The 24,985-nt window shown below is 63.6% G+C and carries 25 protein-coding genes; 21 read left to right on the forward strand and 4 right to left on the reverse strand.

Annotated features, from left to right (window positions below; genetic code table 11):
• Window positions 1-139: 139 nt before the first annotated feature.
• Window positions 140-1,813, reverse strand: coding sequence for an energy-dependent translational throttle protein EttA (ettA, locus tag AC3EC3_RS03645; RefSeq protein WP_488488310.1), 1,674 nt, complete (start codon window positions 1,811-1,813; stop codon window positions 140-142).
• 138 nt (window positions 1,814-1,951) lie between these two features.
• Here ettA and AC3EC3_RS03650 point away from each other — a divergent pair, with 138 nt between their 5' ends.
• Complete coding sequence (locus AC3EC3_RS03650; protein WP_488488311.1) at window positions 1,952-2,437, forward strand: GNAT family N-acetyltransferase; 486 nt, start codon at window positions 1,952-1,954, stop codon at window positions 2,435-2,437.
• Window positions 2,438-2,494: 57 nt separating this feature from the next.
• Window positions 2,495-3,874, forward strand: coding sequence for a M20/M25/M40 family metallo-hydrolase (locus tag AC3EC3_RS03655; protein WP_488488312.1), 1,380 nt, complete (start codon window positions 2,495-2,497; stop codon window positions 3,872-3,874).
• A 23-nt stretch (window positions 3,875-3,897) separates the two neighbouring features.
• Here the strand turns inward: AC3EC3_RS03655 and AC3EC3_RS03660 are convergent, their stop codons facing one another.
• Window positions 3,898-4,770 (reverse strand): HpcH/HpaI aldolase/citrate lyase family protein, encoded by an 873-nt coding sequence (locus AC3EC3_RS03660; protein WP_488488313.1) that lies wholly within the window; start codon window positions 4,768-4,770, stop codon window positions 3,898-3,900.
• Window positions 4,771-5,017: 247 nt separating this feature from the next.
• On the opposite strand from AC3EC3_RS03660, the gene prfB reads away from it, so the two are divergent.
• The 3 genes from prfB (at window position 5,018) to AC3EC3_RS03675 (ending at window position 8,495) form a co-directional block, all read left to right on the forward strand.
• Window positions 5,018-6,145, forward strand: coding sequence for a peptide chain release factor 2 (gene prfB, locus AC3EC3_RS03665; protein WP_488488314.1), 1,128 nt, complete (start codon window positions 5,018-5,020; stop codon window positions 6,143-6,145).
• A gap of 151 nt (window positions 6,146-6,296) precedes the next feature.
• On the forward strand, window positions 6,297-7,058 hold the full coding sequence (locus tag AC3EC3_RS03670) for a class I SAM-dependent methyltransferase (RefSeq protein ID WP_488488315.1): 762 nt from the start codon (window positions 6,297-6,299) through the stop codon (window positions 7,056-7,058).
• A 30-nt stretch (window positions 7,059-7,088) separates the two neighbouring features.
• Window positions 7,089-8,495, forward strand: a complete 1,407-nt coding sequence (locus AC3EC3_RS03675) for an NAD(P)H-dependent flavin oxidoreductase (RefSeq protein WP_488488316.1) — start codon at window positions 7,089-7,091, stop codon at window positions 8,493-8,495.
• 98 nt (window positions 8,496-8,593) lie between these two features.
• Here the strand turns inward: AC3EC3_RS03675 and AC3EC3_RS03680 are convergent, their stop codons facing one another.
• Entirely contained in the window at window positions 8,594-9,868 is a 1,275-nt protein-coding gene (locus AC3EC3_RS03680; RefSeq protein WP_488488317.1) for an ammonium transporter, read from the reverse strand.
• Window positions 9,869-10,137: 269 nt separating this feature from the next.
• Between AC3EC3_RS03680 and AC3EC3_RS03685 the strand changes: the two genes are divergently transcribed.
• Complete coding sequence (locus AC3EC3_RS03685) at window positions 10,138-10,620, forward strand: SH3 domain-containing protein (protein WP_488488318.1); 483 nt, start codon at window positions 10,138-10,140, stop codon at window positions 10,618-10,620.
• 76 nt (window positions 10,621-10,696) lie between these two features.
• On the opposite strand, the gene AC3EC3_RS03690 is transcribed toward AC3EC3_RS03685, so the two are convergent.
• On the reverse strand, window positions 10,697-11,890 hold the full coding sequence (locus tag AC3EC3_RS03690; RefSeq protein WP_488488319.1) for an acetyl-CoA C-acyltransferase: 1,194 nt from the start codon (window positions 11,888-11,890) through the stop codon (window positions 10,697-10,699).
• Window positions 11,891-12,363: 473 nt separating this feature from the next.
• On the opposite strand from AC3EC3_RS03690, the gene ndhC reads away from it, so the two are divergent.
• The 15 genes from ndhC to nuoL are packed head-to-tail and all read left to right on the forward strand — an operon-like array spanning window position 12,364 to window position 24,983.
• On the forward strand, window positions 12,364-12,738 hold the full coding sequence (gene ndhC / locus AC3EC3_RS03695) for an NADH-quinone oxidoreductase subunit A (protein ID WP_260922281.1): 375 nt from the start codon (window positions 12,364-12,366) through the stop codon (window positions 12,736-12,738).
• The gene (locus AC3EC3_RS03700; protein ID WP_488488320.1) at window positions 12,735-13,301 is read left to right on the forward strand and encodes a NuoB/complex I 20 kDa subunit family protein; all 567 of its coding nucleotides are present in this window, start codon (window positions 12,735-12,737) and stop codon (window positions 13,299-13,301) included. The genes ndhC and AC3EC3_RS03700 overlap by 4 nt, the downstream gene beginning before the upstream one ends.
• Window positions 13,302-13,309: 8 nt before the next feature.
• A complete protein-coding gene (locus AC3EC3_RS03705; RefSeq protein ID WP_488488321.1) occupies window positions 13,310-14,047 on the forward strand; it encodes an NADH-quinone oxidoreductase subunit C in 738 nt (245 codons plus the stop codon).
• Complete coding sequence (locus AC3EC3_RS03710) at window positions 14,044-15,255, forward strand: NADH-quinone oxidoreductase subunit D (protein ID WP_488488322.1); 1,212 nt, start codon at window positions 14,044-14,046, stop codon at window positions 15,253-15,255. The genes AC3EC3_RS03705 and AC3EC3_RS03710 overlap by 4 nt, the downstream gene beginning before the upstream one ends.
• Window positions 15,252-15,602, forward strand: a complete 351-nt coding sequence (locus tag AC3EC3_RS03715; protein WP_488488323.1) for a nuclear transport factor 2 family protein — start codon at window positions 15,252-15,254, stop codon at window positions 15,600-15,602. Before AC3EC3_RS03710 ends, AC3EC3_RS03715 begins: the two co-directional genes overlap by 4 nt.
• Entirely contained in the window at window positions 15,599-15,799 is a 201-nt protein-coding gene (locus tag AC3EC3_RS03720) for a hypothetical protein (protein WP_260922286.1), read from the forward strand. The genes AC3EC3_RS03715 and AC3EC3_RS03720 overlap by 4 nt, the downstream gene beginning before the upstream one ends.
• Window positions 15,792-16,460: an NADH-quinone oxidoreductase subunit NuoE gene (gene nuoE, locus AC3EC3_RS03725; RefSeq protein ID WP_488488324.1), complete on the forward strand. Its 669-nt coding sequence runs from the start codon at window positions 15,792-15,794 to the stop codon at window positions 16,458-16,460. The genes AC3EC3_RS03720 and nuoE overlap by 8 nt, the downstream gene beginning before the upstream one ends.
• The gene (gene nuoF, locus AC3EC3_RS03730) at window positions 16,460-17,767 is read left to right on the forward strand and encodes an NADH-quinone oxidoreductase subunit NuoF (RefSeq protein ID WP_488488325.1); all 1,308 of its coding nucleotides are present in this window, start codon (window positions 16,460-16,462) and stop codon (window positions 17,765-17,767) included. Before nuoE ends, nuoF begins: the two co-directional genes overlap by 1 nt.
• Window positions 17,764-18,468: a hypothetical protein gene (locus tag AC3EC3_RS03735; RefSeq protein ID WP_488488326.1), complete on the forward strand. Its 705-nt coding sequence runs from the start codon at window positions 17,764-17,766 to the stop codon at window positions 18,466-18,468. The genes nuoF and AC3EC3_RS03735 overlap by 4 nt, the downstream gene beginning before the upstream one ends.
• Before the next feature lie 4 nt (window positions 18,469-18,472).
• Window positions 18,473-20,491 carry an NADH-quinone oxidoreductase subunit NuoG gene (gene nuoG / locus AC3EC3_RS03740; protein WP_488488327.1) on the forward strand — a complete coding sequence of 673 codons (2,019 nt, stop codon included), beginning with the start codon at window positions 18,473-18,475 and terminating at the stop codon, window positions 20,489-20,491.
• Window positions 20,488-21,534, forward strand: a complete 1,047-nt coding sequence (gene nuoH / locus AC3EC3_RS03745) for an NADH-quinone oxidoreductase subunit NuoH (protein WP_488488328.1) — start codon at window positions 20,488-20,490, stop codon at window positions 21,532-21,534. Before nuoG ends, nuoH begins: the two co-directional genes overlap by 4 nt.
• Window positions 21,531-22,016: an NADH-quinone oxidoreductase subunit NuoI gene (nuoI, locus tag AC3EC3_RS03750; protein WP_260922305.1), complete on the forward strand. Its 486-nt coding sequence runs from the start codon at window positions 21,531-21,533 to the stop codon at window positions 22,014-22,016. The genes nuoH and nuoI overlap by 4 nt, the downstream gene beginning before the upstream one ends.
• A gap of 12 nt (window positions 22,017-22,028) precedes the next feature.
• Window positions 22,029-22,646, forward strand: a complete 618-nt coding sequence (locus AC3EC3_RS03755) for an NADH-quinone oxidoreductase subunit J (RefSeq protein WP_488488329.1) — start codon at window positions 22,029-22,031, stop codon at window positions 22,644-22,646.
• On the forward strand, window positions 22,643-22,948 hold the full coding sequence (gene nuoK, locus AC3EC3_RS03760; protein WP_488488330.1) for an NADH-quinone oxidoreductase subunit NuoK: 306 nt from the start codon (window positions 22,643-22,645) through the stop codon (window positions 22,946-22,948). Before AC3EC3_RS03755 ends, nuoK begins: the two co-directional genes overlap by 4 nt.
• 4 nt (window positions 22,949-22,952) lie before the next feature.
• Window positions 22,953-24,983: an NADH-quinone oxidoreductase subunit L gene (nuoL, locus tag AC3EC3_RS03765; protein ID WP_488488331.1), complete on the forward strand. Its 2,031-nt coding sequence runs from the start codon at window positions 22,953-22,955 to the stop codon at window positions 24,981-24,983.
• The last annotated feature ends 2 nt before the right edge of the window (window positions 24,984-24,985 follow it).

The following is a 24,985-nucleotide window of genomic DNA, read 5'->3' on the forward strand; positions in this document are numbered from 1 at the left end:
GTGTGCGCTGTCGGTTTCGTGAATGGTGCCAGGAGCGGGCGTTCAGAAACGTATCGGGCCTGATAAACCCACGAAAAAGGCCGCCCGGCTCGTAGGGAGCGGGGCGGCCCGTTTCTGTTTTGGCTCTAAGCCCGAAGCCTTAGCGCGTCAGTTTCTTGTAGCTGAGTGCGGTCGGGCGGTCGGCCGCATCGCCAAGGCGACGGCGCTTGTCTTCCTCGTAAGATTCGAAGTTGCCTTCGAACCATTCGACGTGGCTGTTGCCCTCGAAGGCGAGGATGTGGGTGGCGAGACGGTCGAGGAAGAAGCGGTCGTGGCTGATGACCACGGCGCAGCCCGCGAAGTTCTCGATGGCTTCTTCCAGCGCGCCCAGCGTTTCCACGTCGAGGTCGTTGGTCGGCTCGTCGAGCAGGAGGACGTTGCCACCCTCCTTGAGCATCTTGGCCATGTGGACGCGGTTGCGTTCACCGCCCGACAGCTTGCCGACGTTCTTCTGCTGGTCGGCGCCCTTGAAGTTGAACGCGCCGACATAGGCACGCGTCGACATGTCGTGGCCGTTGACCTTCATGTAGTCGAGCCCGTCGGACACTTCTTCCCAGACATTCTTCTTGGGATCGAGGTGATCGCGGCTCTGGTCCACGAAGCCCAGATGCACGGTCGAGCCGATGTCGATCGTGCCGCTGTCGGGCTGTTCCTTACCGGTGAGCATCTTGAACAGCGTGGACTTGCCAGCGCCGTTGGGACCGATGACGCCGACGATGCCGCCCGGCGGCAGGATGAACGAGAGATCCTCGAACAGCAGCTTGTCGCCGAACGCCTTCGAGATGTTCTTGACCTCGATGACCTTGCCGCCCAGGCGCTCGGGCACCTGGATGACGATCTGCGCCTTGCCGGGCTTGCGGCCGGACTGCGCTTCCTGAAGCTGCTCGAACTTGCGGATACGCGCCTTCGACTTGGTCTGGCGGGCGGCGGGCGTCTGGCGCATCCATTCCAGCTCGTCCTTGAGCGCCTTGGCACGACCGGATTCCTCGCGGTCCTCCTGCTCCATGCGCTTGGCCTTTTTCTCGAGGTAGGTCGAGTAGTTGCCTTCGTAGGGGAAGTATTTCCCGCGATCGAGTTCGAGGATCCAGTCCACCACGTGGTCGAGGAAGTAGCGATCGTGGGTGATCATCAGCACCGCGCCCGCGTATTCCTTGAGGTGATGCTCCAGCCATTCGACGGATTCGGCGTCGAGGTGGTTGGTCGGTTCGTCGAGCAGCAGGATCGAGGGCTTCTGGATCAGCAGGCGGGTGAGCGCGACGCGGCGCTTTTCACCGCCCGAAAGCTTGTCCACGGGCCAGTCTCCCGGCGGGCAGCGCAGTGCTTCCATCGCGATTTCGAGCTGGTTGTCGAGTGTCCAGCCATCGACCGCGTCGATCTTGTCCTGGAGCTCGCTCATCTCGGCGCCCAGGGCGTCGAAATCGGCGTCTTCCTCGGCCATTTCCATGCCGATCTGGTTGAAGCGTTCCACCATGTCAGCGGTTTCGCGCGCGCCGTCCTTGACGTTCTCCAGAACGGTCTTGGTCGGGTCGAGTTCGGGCTCCTGCTCAAGATAGCCCACGGTGATGTTCTCACCCGGCCAGGCTTCACCGGTGAAGTCGGTGTCGATGCCGGCCATGATCTTGATGAGCGTGGACTTACCGGCACCGTTCGGGCCGACGATGCCGATCTTGGCACCCTGATAGAACTGCAGGTTGATGTTGCTCAGCACCGGCTTCTGGGCACCGGGGAAGGTCTTGGTCATGTCCTTCATGACGAAGGCGTATTGCGCGGCCATCGGATTCCTCTGGAAATAGGATCTGGATCGGGAATAGTTGGCGCCCGCTCTACAGGGGCGGTGGCGTGTTGCCAAGGGCACCCCCCGGCAGGGGCGTGCCGCGCGGGGACGGCAGGGTTTGGCGTTCGGGGAGATCAGATGAATACGGTGACGATCAGCATCCGGCAGGACGATCCGCAGGCGCCGCATGTTGCGGGGTTGCTGGCCTATCATGTGGCGCAGGTGCGCGCAGTGATGGAAGAATATGCCTTCGCGCTCGATGCCTCGGAACTGGCGGACCCGGACATCACGTTCTGGTCTGCGTGGATCGAGGGAGAGCTGGCGGGCATCTGCGCGCTCAAGATGCTCGATCCCGCGCACGCCGAAGTCAAGTCGATGCGGGCGGCGCCCTCTGCGACGGGCAAGGGCGTGGGCCGGGCGATGATGGATCACCTGATCGCCGAGGCGCGGCGGCGTGGGGCTGCACGGCTGAGCCTGGAAACCGGCGTGGCACCGATGCATATGCCCGCCGTTGGCCTTTATCGCAGCGCGGGTTTCGTCTCGTGCGGACCTTTCGCCGACTACGAGGAAAGCCGGCACAACCAGTTCTTCACGATGGACCTGTCCGTACTACAGACAGTGTGACGTTCCTTGCGCCGAGACGGTTGGCAGGTGCGACTGCGCGCGTTACGCCTGTGTTCCATGCGACACACACTTTCCCGCGCGGCCCTGCTCGCCGCTGCCTCCGCCGTCCTCCCGTCTCCGTCGGTCTCGGCCCGCCCGGTCGAAGGCACCGGAACGGCCTGGACCATCGTCGAGGGGCTGACGACCGAAATCGGCCCGCGTCCGACCGGCTCTGTGGCCGAGGCGAAGGCGCGCGACTGGGGCAAGGCGAAGCTGGAAGTGCTGGGCTTTCGCAACGTGCGGATCGAGCCTTTCCGCACGCTTGCCTGGCAACGCGGGCCCGAACATGCGCGGCTTACCGCGCCCTATGACCAGCCGCTGGCGATCACGGCGCTGGGCTATTCGGTGCCGACGCCGGGCACCGGCCTGAAGGCGCCGCTGGTTTATTTTCCGACGCTGGCCGCGCTCGAAGCGGCACCGGCAGGGTCGCTCAAGGGTAAGGTCGCCTTTATCGATCATGCCATGCTCGCCGCGCAGGATGGCTCGGGATATGGTCCGTACGGGGACGTTCGCCGCAAGGGGCCGGGTCTTGCCTCGCAGAAGGGGGCGGCAGGTGTCGTCATCCGCTCGGCCGGAACCGACGAGCATCGCAATCCGCATACCGGCATCACGATCTTCCCGCAGGGCGTCGCGCCGATTCCCTCGGGCGCGGTATCGAACCCGGATGCGGATCTGATCGCGCGCATCGCCGGAAGGGGTAAGCCGATGAGCATCGACATGACCCTGCTGGGCAAGCCCTATCCCGATGCGCCTTCGGGCAACGTGATCGCCGACCTGCCGGGGCGTGATCCCTCGCTGCCGATGATCCTGCTCGCCTGCCATCTCGATTCGTGGGATCTGGGCACCGGCGCTATCGACGACGGCGCAGGGTGTGCCATCATCACGGCCGCCGCGCTGGCCGCGCAAAAGGACGGGCCGCCGCTGCGCACGATCCGCGTGCTGTGGTCGGGCAACGAAGAGATGGGGCTGACCGGCGGTGGCGGCGATGCCTACCTCAAGACCCACGGCGCAGAGCCCCATGCAGTGGCGATGGAGAGCGATTTCGGCGCCGATCACGTATGGGCGCTCAAGACCACGTTCGCGCCGCAGAACGCCCCGCTGGTGAAGAAGATCGAGGCCGCGCTGTGGCCGATGGGCATCGTGCCCCATCCGGGGCGCGCGGGCGGTGGTGAGGACGTGGGACCGATCATCGCGGCGAACCGGCTGGCGGTGGTCGATCTGGCGCAGGACGGCACCCGCTATTTCGACATCCACCACACGCCCGACGACACGCTCGACAAGATCGACCCCGCCCAGTTGCAGCAGAACGTCGATGCCTGGGCCGACGTGCTCAAGGTCATCGCGAATGAACCGGGACCGATCGCGACGGTTGCGCCTGATCCCGAAGGCGGGGACTGACAGCGCCCGGCGGATCGCCGCGATCAGTCGGTCGCAGCGATCCGCTCGGCCATCGCCAGCAGCGCCTGCGCTTCTTCGAGATGCAGGCGCTCCACCATCTGCCCGGCGATGTTGACCGCGCCTTTGCCTGCATTCTCGGGCAGGGCGAAGGCGGCAAGGATGGCCTGCGCTTGAGCGATGCGTTCGGGCGAGGGGCCGAAGACGGCGTTTGCAGGGGCGATCTGCGCGGGATGGATCAGGCTCTTGCCGTCGAAGCCGAACATCCGCCCCTGTCGGGCTTCGGCCTCGAAGGCGTCGAGGTTGCGGAAGTCGTTGCAGACGGCATCCAGCACCGCGAGGCCATGGGCGCGGGCCGCCGCGACCGTCAGCGAGAGAAACGGCAGGAACGGCGTGCGGCAGGGCGTACGCTCGGCCCGCATTTCCTTGGCGAGATCGTTGGTGCCGACCACGAAGGCGCCAAGGCGCGACGTGGCGGCGCTGGCCGCGATCTCCCGCAGCGAGAGCATTGCGGTGCAGGTCTCGATCATCGCCCACAGCGCAAGGCCCTGATGCGCGTCGGCAAGATGCGCACTGTAGCGGTCGACATCCCCGGCGCTGTCCACCTTGGGGGCGAGCACGGCATCGACGTCGGTCTGTGAAAGTGCCGCCAGATCGTCCGCGCCCCATGCCGTGTCGAGGGCATTGACCCGCACGACCAGTTCCCGCGTGCCGAAACCACCTTGGTTGACCGCCTCGACCGCCGCCGCGCGTGCAGTGGCCTTGGCGTCGGGCGCCACGGCATCCTCCAGGTCGAGGATCACCACGTCGCAGGGCAGGCTGCGGGCTTTCTCGATGGCGCGCGGGTTCGAGGCAGGCATGAACAGGGCGCTTCGACGGGGACGGTTCGGGGTGGTCATGGCAAGCCTTGTGGAACGAGCCTGTCGGCGCGGTCAACCGCTCTGGCTGACAGGGAGCGCCCGCTGCCGCGCAGGCCTGAGGCTCCGCTGCGGCAGGGCTTGCTAAGTCCCCCTACTCGCGCGTAAGAGCGCGCCTTTCCGGACGACGCGTTTCGCGCGTCCTGTCGCCGTGTGCCTCTGGCACGGGAGAGGCAGGAGGCGCGAGGGCGCATCGCCGATCGACCGCTGGTTTCAGGAGAAGTCCGTCATGCGTGCCGAAGGGCAGGCCCATATCGACCGCATCGAGAAGGCATTGGCCCTCGTTCGCAAGTTCCTCGACTGGGACCGCGCGCTGCGCCGGTTCGACGAGCTGAACGCGCGCGTCGAGGACCCGACTCTCTGGGACAAGCCCAAGGAGGCCGAGGCGGTCATGAAGGAGCGCCGCCGTCTGGAAGCGTCCATCGGCGCCGTGAAATCGATCAGCGCCGAGATGAACGACGCGGTCGAGTTTGTCGAACTGGGCGAGATGGAAGGCGACGAGGACACGATCCTCGAAGGTCTCGCCGCGCTCAAGGCACTGGCAGAACGTGCCGATCAGGACAAGGTGACGGCACTGCTTTCGGGCGAGGCCGATGGCAACGATACCTATCTCGAAGTCCACGCAGGCGCCGGTGGCACCGAAAGCCAGGACTGGGCCGAGATGCTCCAGCGCATGTACACGCGCTGGGCCGAGCGTCATGGCTACAAGGTCGAACTGGTCGATTATCACGCCGGTGAAGCCGCAGGCATCAAGAGCTGCACGCTGCTGATCAAGGGCGAGAACGCCTATGGCTATGCCAAGACCGAGAGCGGCGTCCACCGTCTGGTCCGCATCAGCCCCTATGACAGCTCGGCGCGTCGCCACACCAGCTTCTCGTCGGTCTGGGTCTACCCGGTGATCGACGACAGCTTCGAGATCGAGATTAACCCGGCAGACCTGAAGATCGATACCTATCGCGCTTCGGGTGCGGGCGGTCAGCACGTCAACACCACCGATTCGGCGGTGCGTATCACCCACCAGCCCTCGGGCATCGTGGTGGCCAGCCAGATCGACCGTTCGCAGCACAAGAACCGCGAAATCGCCATGGGCATGCTCAAGGCGCGCATGTTCGAGGCCGAGATGCAGAAGCGTGAAGAAGCAGCCAGCGCCGAGCACGCCAGCAAGAGCGACATCGGCTGGGGCCACCAGATCCGCTCTTACGTGCTTCAGCCGTACCAGCAGGTTAAGGACCTGCGTACGGGTGTCGTCTCCACCGCGCCGGGCGATGTACTCGACGGGGCTCTCGATCCCTTCATGGCGGCCGCGCTCTCGCAGCGCGTGACCGGCGAGAAGGTCGAGGTCGAAGACGTCGACTGATCGCCGGGGCTGAACGCTTGCGCACGTCGCTTTCCCTGAAGGCCGCAACGGCTGGCATGCTGGCGCCTACCCTGCGTCGCCGCGAAGCCGTGCGCAGGGTTGCAATGGCGCGCGCGTTCGCCATCTCGGGTCCGTGGAACTGAGATCGACCATGAATGCGTCGCCTCTCTGGCGCCAGGCTGCGACGATCGCGCTGGGTCTGTCTGCGGGCGCGGTCCTTGGTGGCTGCCAGCCGCAGAGCGAGGACAAGCGGCGCCCCGCCGATGTGCGCGATTTTCCGGTTGCGGATCGTCCGGTCTCTTCCGTCAGCGACGATTTCTCCAGCGAGGTCAAGCGCGACAGCTTCCATGAAGCGACCACGGTGATGGATCTTGCGAAGATCGAGCCGGGAATGACCGTGGCCGACATCGGTGCGGGCGCCGGATATTACACCGTGCGCCTTTCGCCGCGCGTCGGGCGCAAGGGGCGGGTGCTGGCCGAGGACATCGAGCCTGACGTGATCCGCGATCTGGGTCTGCGCATCGAGCGCGAGCGGTTGGAGAATGTCTCCATCCGCCTCGGCGCGTCAGAAGACCCGAAGCTGCCCGATAACAGCTTCGACCGCATTTTTCTTGTCCACATGTATCACGAAGTGGCCGAGCCTTATGCCTTTGCATGGCATCTGCGCCCGGCGCTGCGCCCCGGCGGGCGCGTGATCGTGGTCGAAACCGACCGTGCCACCGACCGGCACGGCATTCCACCGGCCCTGCTTTTCTGCGAAATGGGCTCGGTGGGCTTTCGTTTGACCGAATTTGTCCGTAAGCCGGAACTGCAGGGTTACTATGCGCAGTTCGAGGCCGCAGGACCGTGGCCGGAACCGTCGCAGATCAAGCCATGCCGATTATCTGGCACGGCGCAGGCGGTAACGAGCTGAGCGCACAGCCAGGGGAAGACAGAGATTACTATGGGTTTCAAGGGTCTCAAGCCGATCGTCTATGGTGGACGCGAGGTCTGGCCGCTCGTCGAGGGCGGTAAGGGCGTTGCCGCGACCAACCACATGAGCTCGGGCGCATGGGCCGCAGCCGGTGGCATCGGCACAGTCAGTGCGGTCAATGCCGACAGCTACGATGCCGAAGGCAAGATCGTCCCGCAGGTCTACAAGGAACTGACCCGCAAGGCGCGGCATGAAGAGCTGATTCGCTACGGCATCGACGGTGCGGTCGAGCAGGTCCGCCGGGCCTACGAGATTTCCAACGGTCAGGGCGCGATCAACATCAACGTCCTGTGGGAAATGGGCGGCGCGCAGCCGATCCTCGAAGGCGTGCTGGAGCAGACGCAGGGCATGGTCACAGGCGTGACCTGCGGTGCGGGCATGCCCTATCGCCTGTCCGAGATCGCGGCGCGCTTCAACGTGCATTACCTGCCGATCGTCAGCTCGGCCCGCGCTTTCCGTGCGCTGTGGAAGCGCGCCTACAGCAAGGTGCCGCACCTGCTGGGCGCGGTGGTCTACGAAGACCCGTGGCTGGCTGGTGGTCACAACGGCCTGTCGAACGCCGAAGATCCGCTCAAGCCCGAGAATCCCTATCCGCGCGTCAAGGCGCTGCGCGATACGATGCGGGCCGAGGGCATCTCGGACGATGTGCCGATCGTGATGGCTGGCGGCGTGTGGTTCCTGCGCGACTGGGACGACTGGATCGAGAATCCCGAGCTTGGCTCGATCGCCTTCCAGTACGGCACGCGCCCGCTGTTGACGCACGAGAGCCCGATCCCGCAGCCGTGGAAGGACCATCTGCGCACGCTGGAGCCGGGCGACGTCCTGCTGCACCGCTTCTCACCGACCGGGTTCTACTCCTCGGCGGTGCGCAATCCGTTCCTGCGCAGCCTCGAAGCGCGCTCGGATCGCCAGATTCCCTATTCCAAGGTCGAGGCGGGCGATCACACCGTGCGTCTGGACGTGGGTGTGAAGGGCAAGAACTTCTGGGTGACGCCGGGCGATCTCGAGCGCGCGCGCTCGTGGTCGGCGCAGGGCTTCACCGATGGCCTGCGCACGCCCGACGACACGATCATCTTCGTCGGCCCCGAAGAGCGCAACATGATCCGTCAGGATCAGGCCGACTGCATGGGCTGTCTGTCGCACTGCGGGTTCTCGTCGTGGAAGGACCATGACGATTACACCACCGGGCGCCTCGCCGATCCGCGAAGCTTCTGCATCCAGAAGACGCTGCAGGACATCGCCCACGGCGGCCCGATCGACGACAACCTGATGTTCGCCGGGCACGCGGCCTACATGTTCAAGAAGGACCCGTTCTATTCCAACGGCTTCACGCCGACAGTTAAGGAACTGGTCGACCGTATCCTGACCGGCGACTGAGCGCGCTGCCGTCAGGGCGGAACACACAAAAGAGGGGGTCCGGTAGCGGGCCGCCTCTTTTCGTTTCGGAAGTTGCTGCTTGGAAAGGTGCGCGTGGGTCAGCGAATTGTGTGGTTCGCCGGATCGAGACCCTGCAGTTCCACGTCCTCGCTGACGCGCATCGGGAAGATGACGGATACCATCAGGGCCAGGATGACGCTCATTACCAGTGACCAGACCGTGACGACCACCACGCCGATACCTTGCGCGGCAACTTGCGCGATCAGGCTCATCCCGGCACGATAGCCGGTGCCGCCGAGCGCCGGTGCCATGAACGGCGCCAGCAGGAGGGCGCCGCTCGCGCCGGCGACAGCATTACCAGCAAAGACGCCGAGACGATCGTCCAGCGGCGAGCGGACGATGATCCTGTCCGCCAGCCGGGCCAGAAGCGTCGCGATCACGCCGATGACAATGGCTCCACCTGGCGATACGTAGCCTGCCGGAGCCGACAGCGCGGCACTGGCGGCGATCACGGCGCGTGTGAAATCCTGTGCGGTCAGTGGCTCGCGGCGGATGCGCCCGACCAGCAGCCATGCCAGCACGCCTGCCGCGACACCGGCATAGGCGGCGATGATCGCCGAGGATGCATCGTCGTTCGCCCCCAGGGCCCAGCCCGCGCAGATGCCCAGCAGGCCCAGCGCTCCGAGCATCGCGCCGAGCGGCGCCAGCAGGGCATAGGGGGATGCGGGGGAGGAGTGGACGGCAGAGATTTGTGCGCGATCCCGTCCCCGGCCCAGCATAGCCGCGCAGACGAGGGCAGAAACGCCTGCACTTGTGCGTAGCGTAAGGCCGCCAGCCCAGTCGAGTGTGCCGACCGATGTAAACAGCCAGCCGCCGCCCCACAGCCAGTGCTCCAGCGGTGCCAGCACGGCGAGGCTCCACAGCGTTGCGAAAGCCAGCACCCAGCCCAGGCGTGCCCGTCCGGCCCAGGCGCCGGTCAGCAGGGCAGGTGCGATAACGGCGACGGCGATCTGGAGCAGGGCAAAGCTGCTCTCCGGTACGGTTGTATTCTCGCGGACATTGCCAAGGCGCAGCAGCATCCAGGCGTTCCCGGAGCCGATCCAGCCTGAGGTGACGTTGCCGAATGCCAGTGTGTATCCTGCCACGACCCAGGCAAGACTGGCCGTGAGGGCGATCAGCAGCGGTTGCACCGTGGTCGAGATCACATTGGCGGCGCGAACCTGCCCGGCGTAGGCGAGGGCGATGCCTGGAATGCCCAGCAACGCCACCAGCGCGCAGCAGATCACGAACGCGGTATCGCCGCTGTCCGTCACGATCGCCGTGCCCGGCGCGAAAGTCGATTGGGCCAGGGCGGGTGTAGAAGCTGTGATCAAGGTTGTAGCAGCGAAAAGCATGCCCAACGGCAGGGCAGGACTGGGCTTGCGCCTGTGTCGGAGGACTGATCGCATCATCATCTGCTACCCTGCGCTGTTATGGCGAGACCGGGCTCGCCCGGTCCTTGCCTGTCGTTGCGAATATCGGCGATTTTGCGATACTCGTGAAATCCTTAGTCGCAAACAGGTGAGGAAAGGGTGAAACCCCTTTCATCGGCACGCGAACGGTGGTCTTGATACCTCTTGGAGGCGGGGACTAAGAGGCGGCGATGATTCGATCTTTTTTCCCAAAAACCGTTCTGGCCGCATTAGCGTTAACCGCCAGCACCGGCTCGGCCCATGCCGCCGATGACGGCAAGGTGCCCTACTGGGCGACCATCTCGGCAGACAAGGCCTTCCTGCGGGTGGGGCCGGGCAATACGTTCCGGATCAGCTGGGTCTATCGCCGCGTCGGCCTGCCGGTGAAAGTGATCCGCCGTGAAGGTCCCTGGCGTCTGGTCGAGGACCCTTCGGGCACGCAGGGGTGGATGCGCGACCTGCTGCTTTCGCGCAAGCGCGGGGCGATCGTCATCGGTGACGGGCTGGCGGAGATGCGGACCGGCGAAGGCGGCGCAGGCGGCCTCGCCTGGAAGGTGGAGCCGGGCGTCACCGGGATGCTCGGTGACTGCAAGCAGGGCTGGTGCGCGTTTGATGCTGGCGGCCACAAGGGTTTCGCGCCCGAAGATCGCCTGTGGGGCACTGTCGCCCCCTGATGGGGCAGGCACTATCGGCCACATGAAAAAGCCCCGCCAGATTGACGGGGCTTTTTATTAGCTTGATCAAGAAAGCTCAGGGCAGTTCGATGGCTACTGCAGTAGCCTCACCGCCACCGATGCATAGGCTGGCGATGCCGCGCTTGAGGCCCTTTTCCTTGAGCGCGCCAATCAGCGTGACGAGGATGCGCGATCCCGAGGCGCCGATCGGATGGCCGAGCGCCGTGGCGCCGCCATGGATGTTCACCTTGTCGCGCGGGATGCCGAGATCCTGCATGGCGAACATCGCCACGCAGGCGAAAGCCTCGTTGACCTCGAACAGATCGACATCGCCAACTTCCCAGCCGACCTTCTTGAGCAGCTTGGTGATTGCACCGACCGGTGCCGTCGTGAACTTCTGCGGCTCGTGCGAGTGCGCTTCGACACCGATCACGGTGGCGACGGGGGTGTAGCCTTTGTCCGAGGCCACGCTGGCGCGAGTGAGAACGAGTGCGGCAGCGCCGTCCGAGATCGAACTGGAGGTCGCTGCCGTGATCGTGCCGTCCTTGGCAAAGGCGGGGCGCAGGGTCGGGATCTTGTCCGGATTGCCCTTGCCGGGCTGTTCGTCGGTGTCGACCACGACTTCGCCCTTGCGGGTCTTCACGGTGACCGGAACGATTTCAGCAGCGAAGGCGCCCGAGGCGATGGCATTCTGCGCGCGCTTGAGCGATTCGATCGAATAGCCGTCCTGATCTTCGCGGGTCAGTTGGTACTCGTCGGCGGTGGCCTGTGCGAACGCGCCCATAGAGGCGCTTTCGTAGGCGTCTTCAAGGCCATCGAGGAACATATGATCATAGAGCGTGTCGTGCCCCATGCGCGCGCCCGAGCGGTGCTTCTTGGTGAGGTACGGCGCGTTGGTCATGGATTCCATACCGCCCGCGACGATCAGGTCCGCCGATCCGCAGGCAAGGGCTTCGGACGCCATGATGACGGTCTGCATGCCCGAGCCGCAGACCTTGTTGACCGTGGTGGCCTGAACCGACTTGGGCAGACCCGCCTTGATCACGGCCTGACGGGCGGGGGCCTGTCCCAGCCCTGCGGAGAGCACGCAACCCATATAGGCGCGGTCGATATCCTCGGCAGAGACGCCGGAGCGCTCCACGGCGGCCTTGATTGCGGTGGCGCCCAGTTCGGTGGTGGTGACTTCGGATAGGCTGCCCTGAAGCCCTCCCATTGGCGTGCGGGCGTAAGAGAGAATGACAATCGGATCGTTCACGGAGATTTGCGGCATTTGCTGCCTTTCGCTCGGGGTGGAAACGGGATTTTCTCTTCGCGAAGAGATAGGCAGCGGCTGTTTCAAAAGCAACGTGCGACCATTGCCGTCATAAAGAAGGCGCAGGGCGGGCGATCTTCGGTCTTTCGCGGGAAGAGTCGCAGCGCAAAGAATGTACTGATTGGTTACTTCGTGATTTAAAATTTTTCGAAATTTATCTTATCCGCCCATTTGCGCATGGCGCGTGCAGTTTCATGCAACCCCTAGGACACTTTGTCACACCTAACCCCGCAGTCTAGGCCGATTGTGGCCCGGATCCGAGGCTGTCTCAATGCAGGTACAATTGGCTAGAGTCCCTCAAATCCCGGCGCAAATTCGCACTTGCCGGGGTTGCGGACGGGGGTGGGCTGGCCTAAGGACGCGACCAACGGCAGGGCTTTCCATGACAATTGAGTCCGAACAGCGCCGCAGCGGTATGAGGCCAGAAAACCTTGACTGATCTGACACAATATCTCCCGATCCTGATCTTTATGGTCATCGCCGTCGGGCTCTCCTCGATCATCGTTTTTCTTCCGATGGCCGTGTCCCGACTGACGGGTACAAGTAAGCCGAATGCCGAAAAGCTGAGCGAGTACGAGTGCGGTTTTCCCGCGTTCGAGGATCCGCGCAGCCAGTTCGATGTGCGCTTCTACCTGGTCGCCATCCTGTTCATCATTTTCGATATCGAGGCCGCCTTCCTGTTTCCCTGGGCCGTGTCGCTCAAGTTCACGGGCTGGGCCGGCTGGATCACCATGATGGTGTTTCTGGGTGAATTGGCGATCGGTCTCGTCTATGCACTCAAGAAGGGGGCTCTGGACTGGGAATGAGCACGCTCGTCAACTCTGCGGGGCAGCCGCTTCCCGTGAACGCCGCAGGCGGAGCCGTTGTCGCTCCCGATCAGGCGTTCTTCAAGGATCTCAACCAGGAAGTGTCCGACAAGGGGTTCCTGGTCACGACGACCGAGGAATTGTTCCAGTGGGCCCGTACCGGTTCGCTGTGGTGGATGAGCTTCGGTCTGGCCTGTTGCGCGGTGGAGATGATCCACGCCAGCATGCCGCGTTACGACATGGAGCGCTTCGGTGCCGCGCCGCGCGCATCTCCGCGACAGTCTGACGTGATGATCGTGGCAGGCACGCTGTGCAACAAGATGGCGCCCGCGCTGCGCAAGGTCTACGACCAGATGTCGGAGCCCAAGTACGTCATTTCGATGGGCTCTTGCGCCAATGGCGGTGGGTATTACCACTATAGCTATTCGGTCGTGCGCGGCTGTGACCGCATCGTCCCGGTCGATATCTACGTGCCGGGTTGCCCGCCAACCGCCGAAGCGCTGCTCTACGGCGTGATGCAGTTGCAGCGCAAGATCCGCCGCGTCGGCACGCTCGAAAGGTAATCGCCAGGATGCCCGTTCTGCATTCCGCCCCCAAGTTCGCATCGAACGAGGGTGTGCTCGACACGCTTTCCGCCGCGCTCGGGACCATGCTCGTTTCCGCGACGGAGGAGCATGGCGAAATCCTGCTCACCGTTGCTCGTGACGAGATCGAGAGCGCATTGCGCCTGCTGCGCGATGGCCACGAATACCAGCAGCTGATGGAAATGGCCGGTGCCGACTATCCGTCGCGCCCCGAGCGTTTCGAAGTCGTCTACATGCTGCTTTCGCTGACGAAGAACCATCGCATCATGGTCAAGGTCTCCGCTTCCGAGAGGACGCAGGTGCCGACCGTCACGACGCTGTGGCCGAACGCCGGCTGGCTCGAACGCGAAATCTTCGATCTGTATGGCGTTATCTTCGCCGGAAATCAGGACCTGCGCCGTATCCTCACCGATTACGGCTTCGAAGGGCATCCGTTCCGCAAGGATTTCCCGCTGACCGGATATGTCGAGCTGCGTTATTCCGACGAGGAGCAGCGCGTTGTCTACGAGCCGGTCCAGCTGCCGCAGGACCTTCGCCAGTTCGACTTCATGAGCCCCTGGGAAGGGGCCGACTATATCCTGCCGGGTGACGAGAAAGCGGCGCAGCAGCCCGCGCCTCCACCGGTTGCCGAGCCCAAGACGACCGAGAAAAAGGGCGAGAGTGGCGCGGGCGAACCCGCTGACTCCAAGGCCGCCGCGCCTTCCAAGAAGGAGGATGACAAGTGAGCATGCAGCTCGAACAGTCGCCGACCACCGGCGATGAGGTCATCACCAACTATACGATCAACTTCGGGCCGCAGCACCCTGCGGCGCATGGCGTGCTGCGCATGGTCATGGAGCTTGACGGCGAGATCGTCGAGCGTATCGACCCGCACGTCGGCCTGCTGCATCGCGGCACCGAAAAGCTGATCGAGCACAAGACCTACACGCAGGCGCTGCCGTACTTCGATCGCCTGGACTATTCCTCGCCGCTGGCCATGGAGTATTCCTACGTTCTGGCGGTCGAGAAGCTGCTGAACGTCGAAGTGCCGCTTCGCGCGCAGTATCTGCGCGTGATGTTCGCGGAACTGACCCGCATTTCCAACCACATGATGAACATCGGTTCGCATGTGATGGACGTCGGCGCGATGACGCCGATGCTGTGGTACTTCGAAATCCGCGAGGATCTGCTCAACTTCTTCGAGCGCGCTTCGGGTGCTCGCATGCACTCGGCCTGGTTCCGTCCCGGCGGCGTGCATCAGGACGTGCCGCTCAAGCTGCTGGTCGATATCGGCGAGTGGCTGGATACGCGCTTTCCCAAGCTGTTCGAGGAAGGCTGCAAGCTGTGGATGGACAACCGCATCTTCAAGCAGCGCAATGCCGACATCGGCAAGATCTCGCGCGAGGATGCGGTTGCCTGGGGCTTCTCGGGGCCGATGATCCGCGCGACCGGGCTCGCCTGGGATATCCGCAAGAGCCAGCCTTACGACGTCTATGACCGGATGGACTTCGAGATTCCGGTCGGCAGCCATTCGGACTGCTACGATCGCATCATGGTGCGCGTCGAGGAAGTTCGCCAGTCCGCGCGCATCGTGCGCCAGTGCCTGAACGAACTGCCCGAAGGCCCGACGATGACCTCCGACCGCAAGGTCGGACCGCCCAAGCGCGGCGAGATGAAGAGCTCGATGGAATCGCTGATCCATCACTTCAAGCTCTACACCGAAGGCTACCACGTCCCGGCGGGTGAAGTGTACGTCGCCACCGAAAGCCCCAAGGGTGAGTTCGGCGTCTATCTGGTCTCGGACGGCACCAACAAGCCGTACCGCTGCAAGATCCGCCCGACCGCGTTCTCGCACCTGCAGGCCATGGATTTCCTGAGCAGGGGCCACATGCTGCCTGACGCGACCGCGATCCTGGGCGCGATGGACATCGTGTTCGGCGAGTGTGACCGATGAGCCATCTCGATACCGCAAAGGCGATGATCGCGGCCTACAATGCGCAGGACGTCGATACTTACGTCTCGTACATGACTGACGCGGCCTGCGAGGCGAACTATCGCGGCGATGTGGTTCGCGAAGGCAAGGAAGGCACGCGTTCGGGCCTCGCTGCAGCTTTCGCGCGCTGGCCGCAGAACCGGGCTGAAATCGTCGAGGCGCAGGCCATCGGGGCTTACGTCCTGATGCGCGAACATGTGACGCGCGGCCCCGCCACCGATGGTTCGGCACTGGTCGAACCGTTCGACGTTGTGGCCGTCTACAGCTTCGAGGGCGACAAGTGCTCGCGCGTGGAGTTCATCCGATGAAGATGAACACCCTCGATCTCGCCCGCGTATGGGCGGCGATCACCGGGCTGCTGCTCGCCGTCACGTATTTCGGGATGCTCTACGTCCGGGCAAATCCCTCGCCGGTGCTGGCCATGCTGGTCACGGCCATCGGTGGTTTTGAATTGTTTCTGTTCGGCCAGGACGAATGGCTGAAGCGCAGGGGTAAGCATGGCTGACCGCTACATCGAACCCGAAACGCCCGAACTGCGGGCGCGCTGGGGTAATTTTGCCTGGACTGCCGAGAATGCCGAGAAGGCGAAGCAGATCGTCGCGCGCTATCCCGAGGGGCGTCAGCGCTCGGCGGTGATGCCGCTGCTCGATCTTGCCCAGCGTCAGGTCGGCGCGGAAGAGAACACGCAAGGCTGGCTGCCGATCCCGGTGATGGAATATATCGCCGGTTATCTGGGGATGCCGATCATTCGCGTGGTCGAGGTCGCCTCGTTCTACACGATGTATAACATCGCGCCGATCGGCCGTTTCCACGTGCAGGTCTGCGGCACCACGCCGTGCATGCTGCGCGGCTCGGACGATCTGATCTCGGCCTGCAAGAAGCGTGGCATGAAGGCCGGGCACATCACCGAGGACGGCTTGTGGTCGTTTACCGAGGTCGAGTGCATGGGCAACTGCGCCTCGGCGCCGATGGTGCAGATCAACGACGACAACTACGAGGACCTGACGGTCGAGCGTCTGGACACCGTGCTTGACGCACTGGCGCGTGGCGAGAGCCCGAAGGCCGGGACGCAGGAGCCGGGCCGTCACACGGTCGAGCCTTCGGGTGGTCCGACCACGCTCGTCGCCATGACCTCGGGCAACCATGACTACCGGAGTGAGTGGTAATGGCTCTCCTCGATAAGGATCGCATCTTCACGAATCTCTACGGGTTCCAGCCGTGGAACCTGAAGGAAGCGCAGGCGCGCGGCGCGTGGGACGGCACCAAGGACATCATCGCGCGCGGACGCGATGCCATCATCGACGAGATGAAGGCATCGGGACTGCGCGGGCGTGGCGGTGCGGGCTTCCCCACCGGCATGAAGTGGTCGTTCATGCCCAAGCAGGCGCCGGTCGACCAGAACGGCAATCCCAAGCCCAGCTTCCTCGTCATCAACGCGGACGAATCCGAACCCGGTTCGTGCAAGGATCGCGAGATCCTTCGTCACGACCCGCACCTGCTGCTCGAAGGCGCGCTCGTCGCGGGCTTCGCAATGGGCGCGCGGGCGGCCTACATCTACATTCGCGGCGAATATATCCGTGAGGCAGAGACGCTGTTCGCGGCGCGGGACGAAGCCTATGCGGCGGGCCTGCTGGGCAAGAACGCCTGCGGGTCGGGCTACGACTTCGACGTGTTCGTCCATCGCGGTGCGGGCGCCTACATCTGCGGCGAAGAGACCGCGATGCTCGAAAGCCTCGAAGGCAAGAAGGGGCAACCCCGTCTCAAGCCGCCGTTCCCGGCAGGCGCAGGCCTCTATGGCTGCCCGACCACGGTGAACAACGTGGAATCGATCGCGGTTTCCCCGACGATCCTTCGGCGCGGTGCAGCGTGGTTCTCCAGCTTCGGGCGCGAGAACAACAAGGGCACCAAGCTCTTCCAGATCAGCGGGCACGTGAACCGTCCCTGCGTGGTCGAGGAAGAGATGTCGATCCCGTTCAGCGAACTGATCGAAAAGCACTGCGGCGGCATTCGCGGCGGCAAGGACAACCTGCTGGCGGTGATCCCCGGCGGTTCGTCGGTGCCGCTGGTGCCTGCCGAGCAGATCTGGGACGCACCGATGGATTACGACGGCCTCAAGGCTGTCGGCTCCGGCCTCGGCACGGCAGCGGTCATCGTGATGGACAAGTCCACCGATATCGTCCGTGCGATCAGCCGTATTTCGGCTTTCTACAAGCACGAGAGCTGCGGCCAGTGCACGCCGTGCCGCGAAGGCACGGGCTGGATGTGGCGCATGATGGAGCGCCTGCGCACCGGCGATGCGCATATCGATGAGATCGACATGCTGCAGCAGGTGACCAAGCAGGTGGAGGGCCACACCATCTGCGCGCTGGGCGATGCTGCGGCATGGCCGATCCAGGGCCTGATCCGTCACTTCCGCCCCGAGCTGGAGCGTCGCATCGGCGAACGTCACGGTCTGGCCGAGGCGGCAGAATGAAGACGCTGCGCGCGACAGGGGGGCTTTTCGGAGCCCTGGCGCTGGCAATCGTTGGCGCGGGAGTATCTGCGCCGGTCGCCGCCGATCCGGGCGCGGAGAACACCCTCGCACTGGAAGCTCTGCACAATTACGCGCTGTGCGCGGTGCAGCGTACGCCGGACGGCGCGGTCAAGCTGCTGGCCATGGACCACACCTCGGCGGAGTATAACGCCGCCCTCAGGCGCTTCGGCAGGGGCCACGATTACTGCACGCGTCCGGGAACGGAGCTGAAGTTCACCGGACTGCCGTTCGCCGGTGATCTTGCCGAGGCCGTTCTGGCTACCCGCTACGAAGGGCGTTCGCTTGCGAATGCCGCCGCCGCGCTGGATGCCGAGCGCAAAAAGGCGGCAGGACAGGACGCGGACGGCAAGCCGGTCGATGCCCCGACGCTCCGTGCCTTTGCCGCATCGCACGCGGATACCGTCTCGGAGGCTGTCGGCCTTTGCGTGGTGTTGCAAAAGCCCGAGGCGGTCGCGGCGCTGCTCAAGACCTCGCCCAATTCCGCTGAGGAACTGGCAGCGCTCCAGCCTACCGGCTCCGACCTTCCCGGCTGCGTGCCCGAAGGCGTGACCATGAAGCTCAACCGTCCGGCGGTCCGCGCGATGTACGCGCTTGGTGCCTACCGCCTGCTGGCCGGTCCCCAAGTCCACCCGGAAGGCTGAAACGATGCCAAAAGTCAAAGTTGACGGCGTAGAGCTCGAAGTTCCGGCAGGCGCCACCGTGCTGCAGGCCTGCGAGCTTGCCGGCAAGGAAATCCCGCGTTTCTGCTATCATGAGCGGCTGTCCATCGCGGGCAACTGCCGCATGTGCCTCGTCGAGGTGAAGCCCGGACCGCCCAAGCCGCAGGCTTCCTGCGCGCTTCCCGCCGCCGAAGGCCAGGAGATCCGCACGGATTCCGAGATGGTGAAGAAGGCACGCGAAGGGGTGATGGAGTTCCTGCTCATCAACCACCCGCTCGATTGCCCGATCTGCGATCAGGGCGGCGAGTGCGACCTTCAGGACCAGTCGATGGCCTATGGCCGCGGCGCTTCGCGGTATCACGAGCACAAGCGCGCCGTGACTGAGAAGTACATGGGGCCGCTGATCCGCACGCAGATGACCCGCTGCATTCACTGCACCCGTTGCGTCCGCTTCTCGGAGCAGATCGCGGGCGTCAGCGAGATCGGCGCGCTCTATCGCGGCGAGAACATGCAGATCACGACCTATCTCGAACAGGCTGCAAAGCACGAGATGTCGGCCAATGTGATCGATCTGTGCCCGGTCGGCGCGCTCACTTCGCGTCCTTACGCGTTCGAGGCACGGCCGTGGGAGCTTAAGAAGACGCTCGGCATCGACGTGTCCGACGCGTGCGGTGCGAATATCCGCATCGACGCGCGCGGCCGCGAAGTCCTGCGCATTCTTCCGCGCATCAACGATGACGTGAATGAGGAATGGATCAGCGACAAGGCGCGGTATCAGGTCGATGGCCTGATGAAGCGCCGTCTCGACCGGCCCTATCTGCGCCGCGACGGCAAGCTTGTTCCGGCAACGTGGAGCGAAGCGTTTTCCGCCATCGCCACGCTGAATCCGGGAGCGTCGATTGCGGCTGTCGCAGGCGACATGCTCGATTGCGAAACGATGTTCGCCGCCAAGGCGCTCGTCGGCGCGCTGGGCTCGGACCTGCTCGAAGGCCGCCAGACCGGCATGGACTACGATACGTCCAGCCTCGCGTCGGTGAACTTCAACACGACGTTTTCGGGTATCGAAACCGCCGATGCGATCCTGATCGTCGGCTCGATGGTCCGCTGGGAAGCGCCGCTGGTCAACGTTCGCCTGCGCAAGGCGGTACGTCGCGGCGCCAAGGTGTTCCTGATCGGCCCCGAGTGGGAGACCACGTTCGGCGGCGAGTTCCTGGGCGATGACCTGCCGGTGCTCGGTAACCTGCCGCAGCATGTTGCGGAGGCGCTGTCGAACGCATCGCGTCCGGCCATGATCCTGGGCGGTGCGGCCCTGGGCAGGGGCGGTCTCGAAGCCGGACTTGCCGCAGCTGCGCAGTTCAACCTCGTGCGCACGCTGGAGGATGGTTCGAGCTGGAACGGCTTCAATGTCCTGCACATGGCAGCGGCCCGCATGGGCGGCCTGATGCTCGGCTTCGCGCAGAAGGGCGGTCTTGCGGATCTCGTGGCGGCAAAGCCCAAGGTCCTGATCTCGCTCGGCGCGGACGAAGTGGACTATGCCAAGTTCGCGGATTCGATGATCGTCTATATCGGCCATCACGGCGACAAGGCTGCCCACGCGGCTGACGTTATTCTGCCGGGGGCCGCCTTCACCGAGAAGGCAGGCACTTACGTCAACACCGAAGGCCGCGTGCAGCTTTCCGACAAAGCGGTGTTCGCACCGGGCGATGCGCGCGAGGACTGGACGATCCTTCGTGCGATGGCCGATGCCTTTGGCGTGAATGTCGGGTTCGACAGCTTCGATGAACTGCGAAATGCAATGATTTCAGCGGTTCCTGCACTTGGCATCGAAGATCTCGCAGATTACGGCACGGCTCTCAACGCCGGTGGCGGTTCAGCATCCGGTGCGATCGCCTATCCGATCAAGGACTTCTACATGACCAACCCCATCGCCCGCGCCAGCGCGACGATGCAGCAATGCTCGGCCGAGCTGTTGCATGGCGAAGAGATCGCGGAGGCCGCGGAATGACCGCTTTCTTCCAATCTTTGGGAATGAGCCACGATTGGGCTTGGTTCATTTCCACGATCTGCGGGATTTTGCTGATCGCGCTGCCGCTACTGCTGGCCGTTGCCATGATCATCTATCTCGATCGCAAGATCTGGGCGGCCATGGCGCTGCGTCGCGGCCCCAACGTGGTCGGCCCGTTCGGCCTGCTGCAGTCCTTCGCGGATGGTCTGAAGGTGTTCCTCCAGGAAACCATCGTTCCTTCGGCGTCGAACAAGGGTCTGTTCCTGATCGCGCCGATCGTGACCTTCACGGTCGCGCTGATGGCCTGGGCGGTGATCCCGTTCAACTCGGGTGCTGTGCTGGCCAACATCAACGTCGGCCTGCTCTATGTGCTCGCGATCAGTTCGCTGGGTGTCTACGGCACGATCATGGCGGGCTGGGCGTCGAACTCGAAATACCCGTTCTTCTCCGCTATGCGCGCTTCGGCACAGATGATCAGCTACGAAGTCTCGATCGGCTTCATCCTGGTCTGCGTGGTGCTGTGGGCGGGAACGTTCAATCTGAACGATATCGTCGCAGCCCAGAAGGGCCATGGCTTCGGTATCGTCAACGCCTTTGCCTGCAACGTCTTCCTGTTCCCGATGTGGGTGATGTTCCTGATCTCGGGCCTCGCCGAGACGCAGCGCGCGCCCTTCGATCTGGCTGAAGCGGAATCGGAACTCGTCGCCGGTTATCAGACCGAATACTCGTCGATGGCCTTCGCGGCCTACTGGCTTGGCGAATATGCCAACGTCATCCTGATGTGCGCGCTCAACGCGACGCTGTTCTGGGGTGGTTGGCTGCCGCCGCTCAATATTCCGATCCTTTACGTGGTGCCGGGCTTCATCTGGTTCCTGGTCAAGGTTCTGTTTGGCTTCTTCGTGTTCAGCTGGATCAAGGCGACGGTGCCCCGTTACCGTTATGACCAGCTGATGCGCCTGGGCTGGAAGGTCTTCCTCCCCACCTCGCTGCTGTTCGTAATCCTCGTCAGCGGCTACCTCATGGCTACCGGACACTTCGCATGACCGTCGGACACTTCATCAAGAGCTTCACGCTCTGGGAGTTCGTGAAGGCGCATGGGCTGACTCTGAAGTATTTCTTCAAGCCCAAGGCCACCGTGAACTACCCGTTCGAGAAGAACCCGCTTTCGCCGCGTTTTCGCGGGGAGCACGCGCTTCGCCGTTATCCCAATGGTGAGGAACGCTGCATTGCCTGCAAGCTGTGCGAGGCGATCTGCCCAGCGCAGGCTATCACGATCGAGGCCGCGCCGCGTGTCGACGGTTCGCGCCGTACCACGCGCTACGACATCGACATGACGAAGTGCATCTATTGCGGCTTCTGTCAGGAAGCCTGTCCGGTGGATGCGATCGTTGAGGGACCGAACTTCGAGTTCGCGACCGAAACGCGCGAGGAACTTCTCTACGACAAGGCCAAGTTGCTGGCCAACGGCGACAAGTGGGAGCGGGCGATTGCCGCGAACCTTGAAGCCGATGCGCCGTATCGCTGAGGGGAGGGCTTCATGATCCATATAATCGCCTTCTATCTCTTCGCGGTGATGACCATCGCGGCTGCGGCCTGCACGGTGCTGGCTCGCAATCCGGTCCATTCGGTGCTCTGGCTGATTCTGGCATTCTTCAACGCCGCAGGTCTGATGGTGCTGACCGGCGCCGAATTCATCGCGATGTTGCTTGTCATCGTCTATGTCGGTGCGGTTGCCGTACTGTTCCTGTTCGTCGTCATGATGCTCAACATCGATTTCGCCGAACTACGGGGCGGATTCGTCAAGTATTTTCCGTTCGGTGCGCTTGTCGCCGTGATCCTGTTGGCAGAAATGGTGTTCGGCATCGGTGCTTACCGGGCCGGTGTTATCCATCTGGGAACGCCCGATGGCCTCGCTGCAGGTCCGGCCGGTGTATCGAACACGGTCGCTATCGGTTCCGTTCTCTACGGTCGCTATCTGTTCCTGTTCGAGGCAGCAGGCGTCATTCTGCTGGTAGCCATGATTGGTGCGATCGTTCTGACCCATCGTCAGCGCGGTGATACCCGTGGCCAGAAGATCAGCCGACAGGTCAAGCGCCGTCCGGGCGATGCTACCGTCAACGTCAAGCCGGAAGTCGGCAAGGGGGTCCAGCTGTGATCGGCATCGAACACTACCTGGTCGTGAGCTCGATCCTGTTCGTGCTCGGCGTTCTGGGCATTTTCCTCAATCGCAAGAACATCATCGTCATCCTGATGGCGATCGAACTGATCCTGCTTGCGGTCAATCTCAACCTCGTCGCCTTCAGTTCCTTCCTCGGAGACCTGACCGGGCAGATCTTCGCCATGTTCGTCCTGACCGTGGCGGCCGGCGAGGCAGCAGTGGGGCTTGCAATCCTCGTGATCTATTTCCGTGGCCGCGGCACCATCGCCGTCGACGACGTCAACCGGATGAAGGGATAAGGCCTTGCACCCGATCCTGTTCATTGTCTTCCTGCCTATTCTGGCAGCGATCGTTGCCGGGCTGTGCAACAAGTCGTTCGGGCTGGTTGCTCCCAAGGTCATCACGACCGGCGCGCTGCTCGTCGCCTGTGTCCTGTCCTGGCCGATCTTCATCGGCTTCCTGAACGGCACGTCCGAAGCGACTGTCGTTCCGGTGCTGAAGTGGGTCCATTCCGGTGGTCTCGTCTTCGACTGGAACCTGCGCGTCGACACGCTGACTGCGGTCATGCTGGTAGTCGTGACGTCGGTCTCGATGCTCGTGCACCTCTATTCGTGGGGCTACATGAGCGACGAGCCGGATCAGCCGCGCTTCTTCGCCTACCTGTCGCTATTCACCTTCGCCATGCTCATGCTGGTGACGGCGAACAATCTGGTGCAGATGTTCTTCGGCTGGGAAGGCGTGGGCCTTGCCTCGTATCTGCTGATCGGTTTCTGGTTCAGCAAGCCGTCTGCAAACGCGGCTGCGATCAAGGCCTTCGTGGTCAATCGCGTGGGCGATCTTGGCTTCATGCTCGGCATCTTCGGCGTGTTCTGGGTGTTCGGCACGGTCTCGATCCCCGAGATCCTGAAGGCTGCACCGGCGATGGCAGGTTCGCAGATCAGTTTCCTGGGCAGCCACTTCGACACCATGACGGTGCTGTGCATCCTGCTGTTCATCGGCGCGATGGGCAAGTCGGCGCAGCTTGGCCTGCACACCTGGCTGCCTGACGCAATGGAAGGCCCGACCCCGGTGTCGGCGCTGATCCACGCGGCGACGATGGTCACGGCGGGTGTCTTCATGGTCTGCCGTCTGTCGCCGCTGTTCGAGACGAGCCCTGCGGCGATGACCTTCATCACCTTCATTGGTGCGGCGACCTGTATCTTCGCGGCGACTGTCGGCTGCACGCAGTGGGACATCAAGCGCGTCATTGCCTATTCGACCTGTTCGCAGCTGGGCTACATGTTCTTCGCCGCAGGCGTGGGGGCGTTCGGCTCTGCCATGTTCCACCTCTTCACGCACGCTTTCTTCAAGGCGCTGCTGTTCCTCTGCGCCGGTTCGGTGATCCATGCGATGCACCACGAACAGGACATGCGGTACTATGGCAATCTGTGGAAGAAGGTGCCGATCACCTTCGTTGCCATGACGCTGGGTACGCTGGCGATCACCGGCTTCGGTCTGTTCGGTTGGGGCTTTGCGGGCTACTTCTCGAAGGACTCGATCATCGAGGCGGCCTATGCTTCGGGCAGCAACATGGGTCTGTTCGCCTACTGGATGGGCGTGCTCGCCGCGCTGCTGACGAGCTTCTACTCGTGGCGCCTGGTGTTCCTGACCTTCTTCGGCAAGCCGCGCTGGGCGCAGTCCGAGCATATCCAGCATGCGCTGCACGATGCCCACGGCCATGGGCACGCGGATCATTCGCACGCTCACGACCATGGCGTGCACGACGACGGTACGGGTGGTTATCATCCGCACGAGAGCCCGTGGGTCATGTGGCTGCCGCTGGTTCTGCTGTCGGTCGGCGCGGTCGCGGCAGGTGCGGTGTTCGAGGATGCCTTCGTCAGCCCTGGCTCCGGCGAGTTCTGGAAGGGGGCGCTGGTCTACAACGAGAACCTGCTCCATGCGATGCACGGCATCACCGGGCTGGTGAAGTACATGCCCTTCATCGTGATGGTGATCGGTTTCGTGATCGCCTGGTACGGCTATATCCGGAACACCCGCTTCCCGGCAGCTGTCGCGAAGCAGCTCGGCCCGATCTACACCTTCATCTATCGCAAGTGGATGTTCGACGACCTGTACGACTTCCTGTTCGTGCGCCCGTCGATGTGGCTCGGCCGTGAGTTCTGGGACGTGCTGGACATCAACGTGATCGACAGGTTCGGTCCCGATGGTGTGGCCTGGCTCGTCGCCAAAAGCTCCACTTACGCGCAGAAGGTCCAGACGGGCTATCTGTACAGTTATGCACTTGTCATGCTGCTGGGGCTTGTCGCCGCCATCAGCTGGGCGATCGCGGGATAAGA

The sequence above is a fragment of the Novosphingobium sp. BAM6 genome, assembly GCF_057784955.1.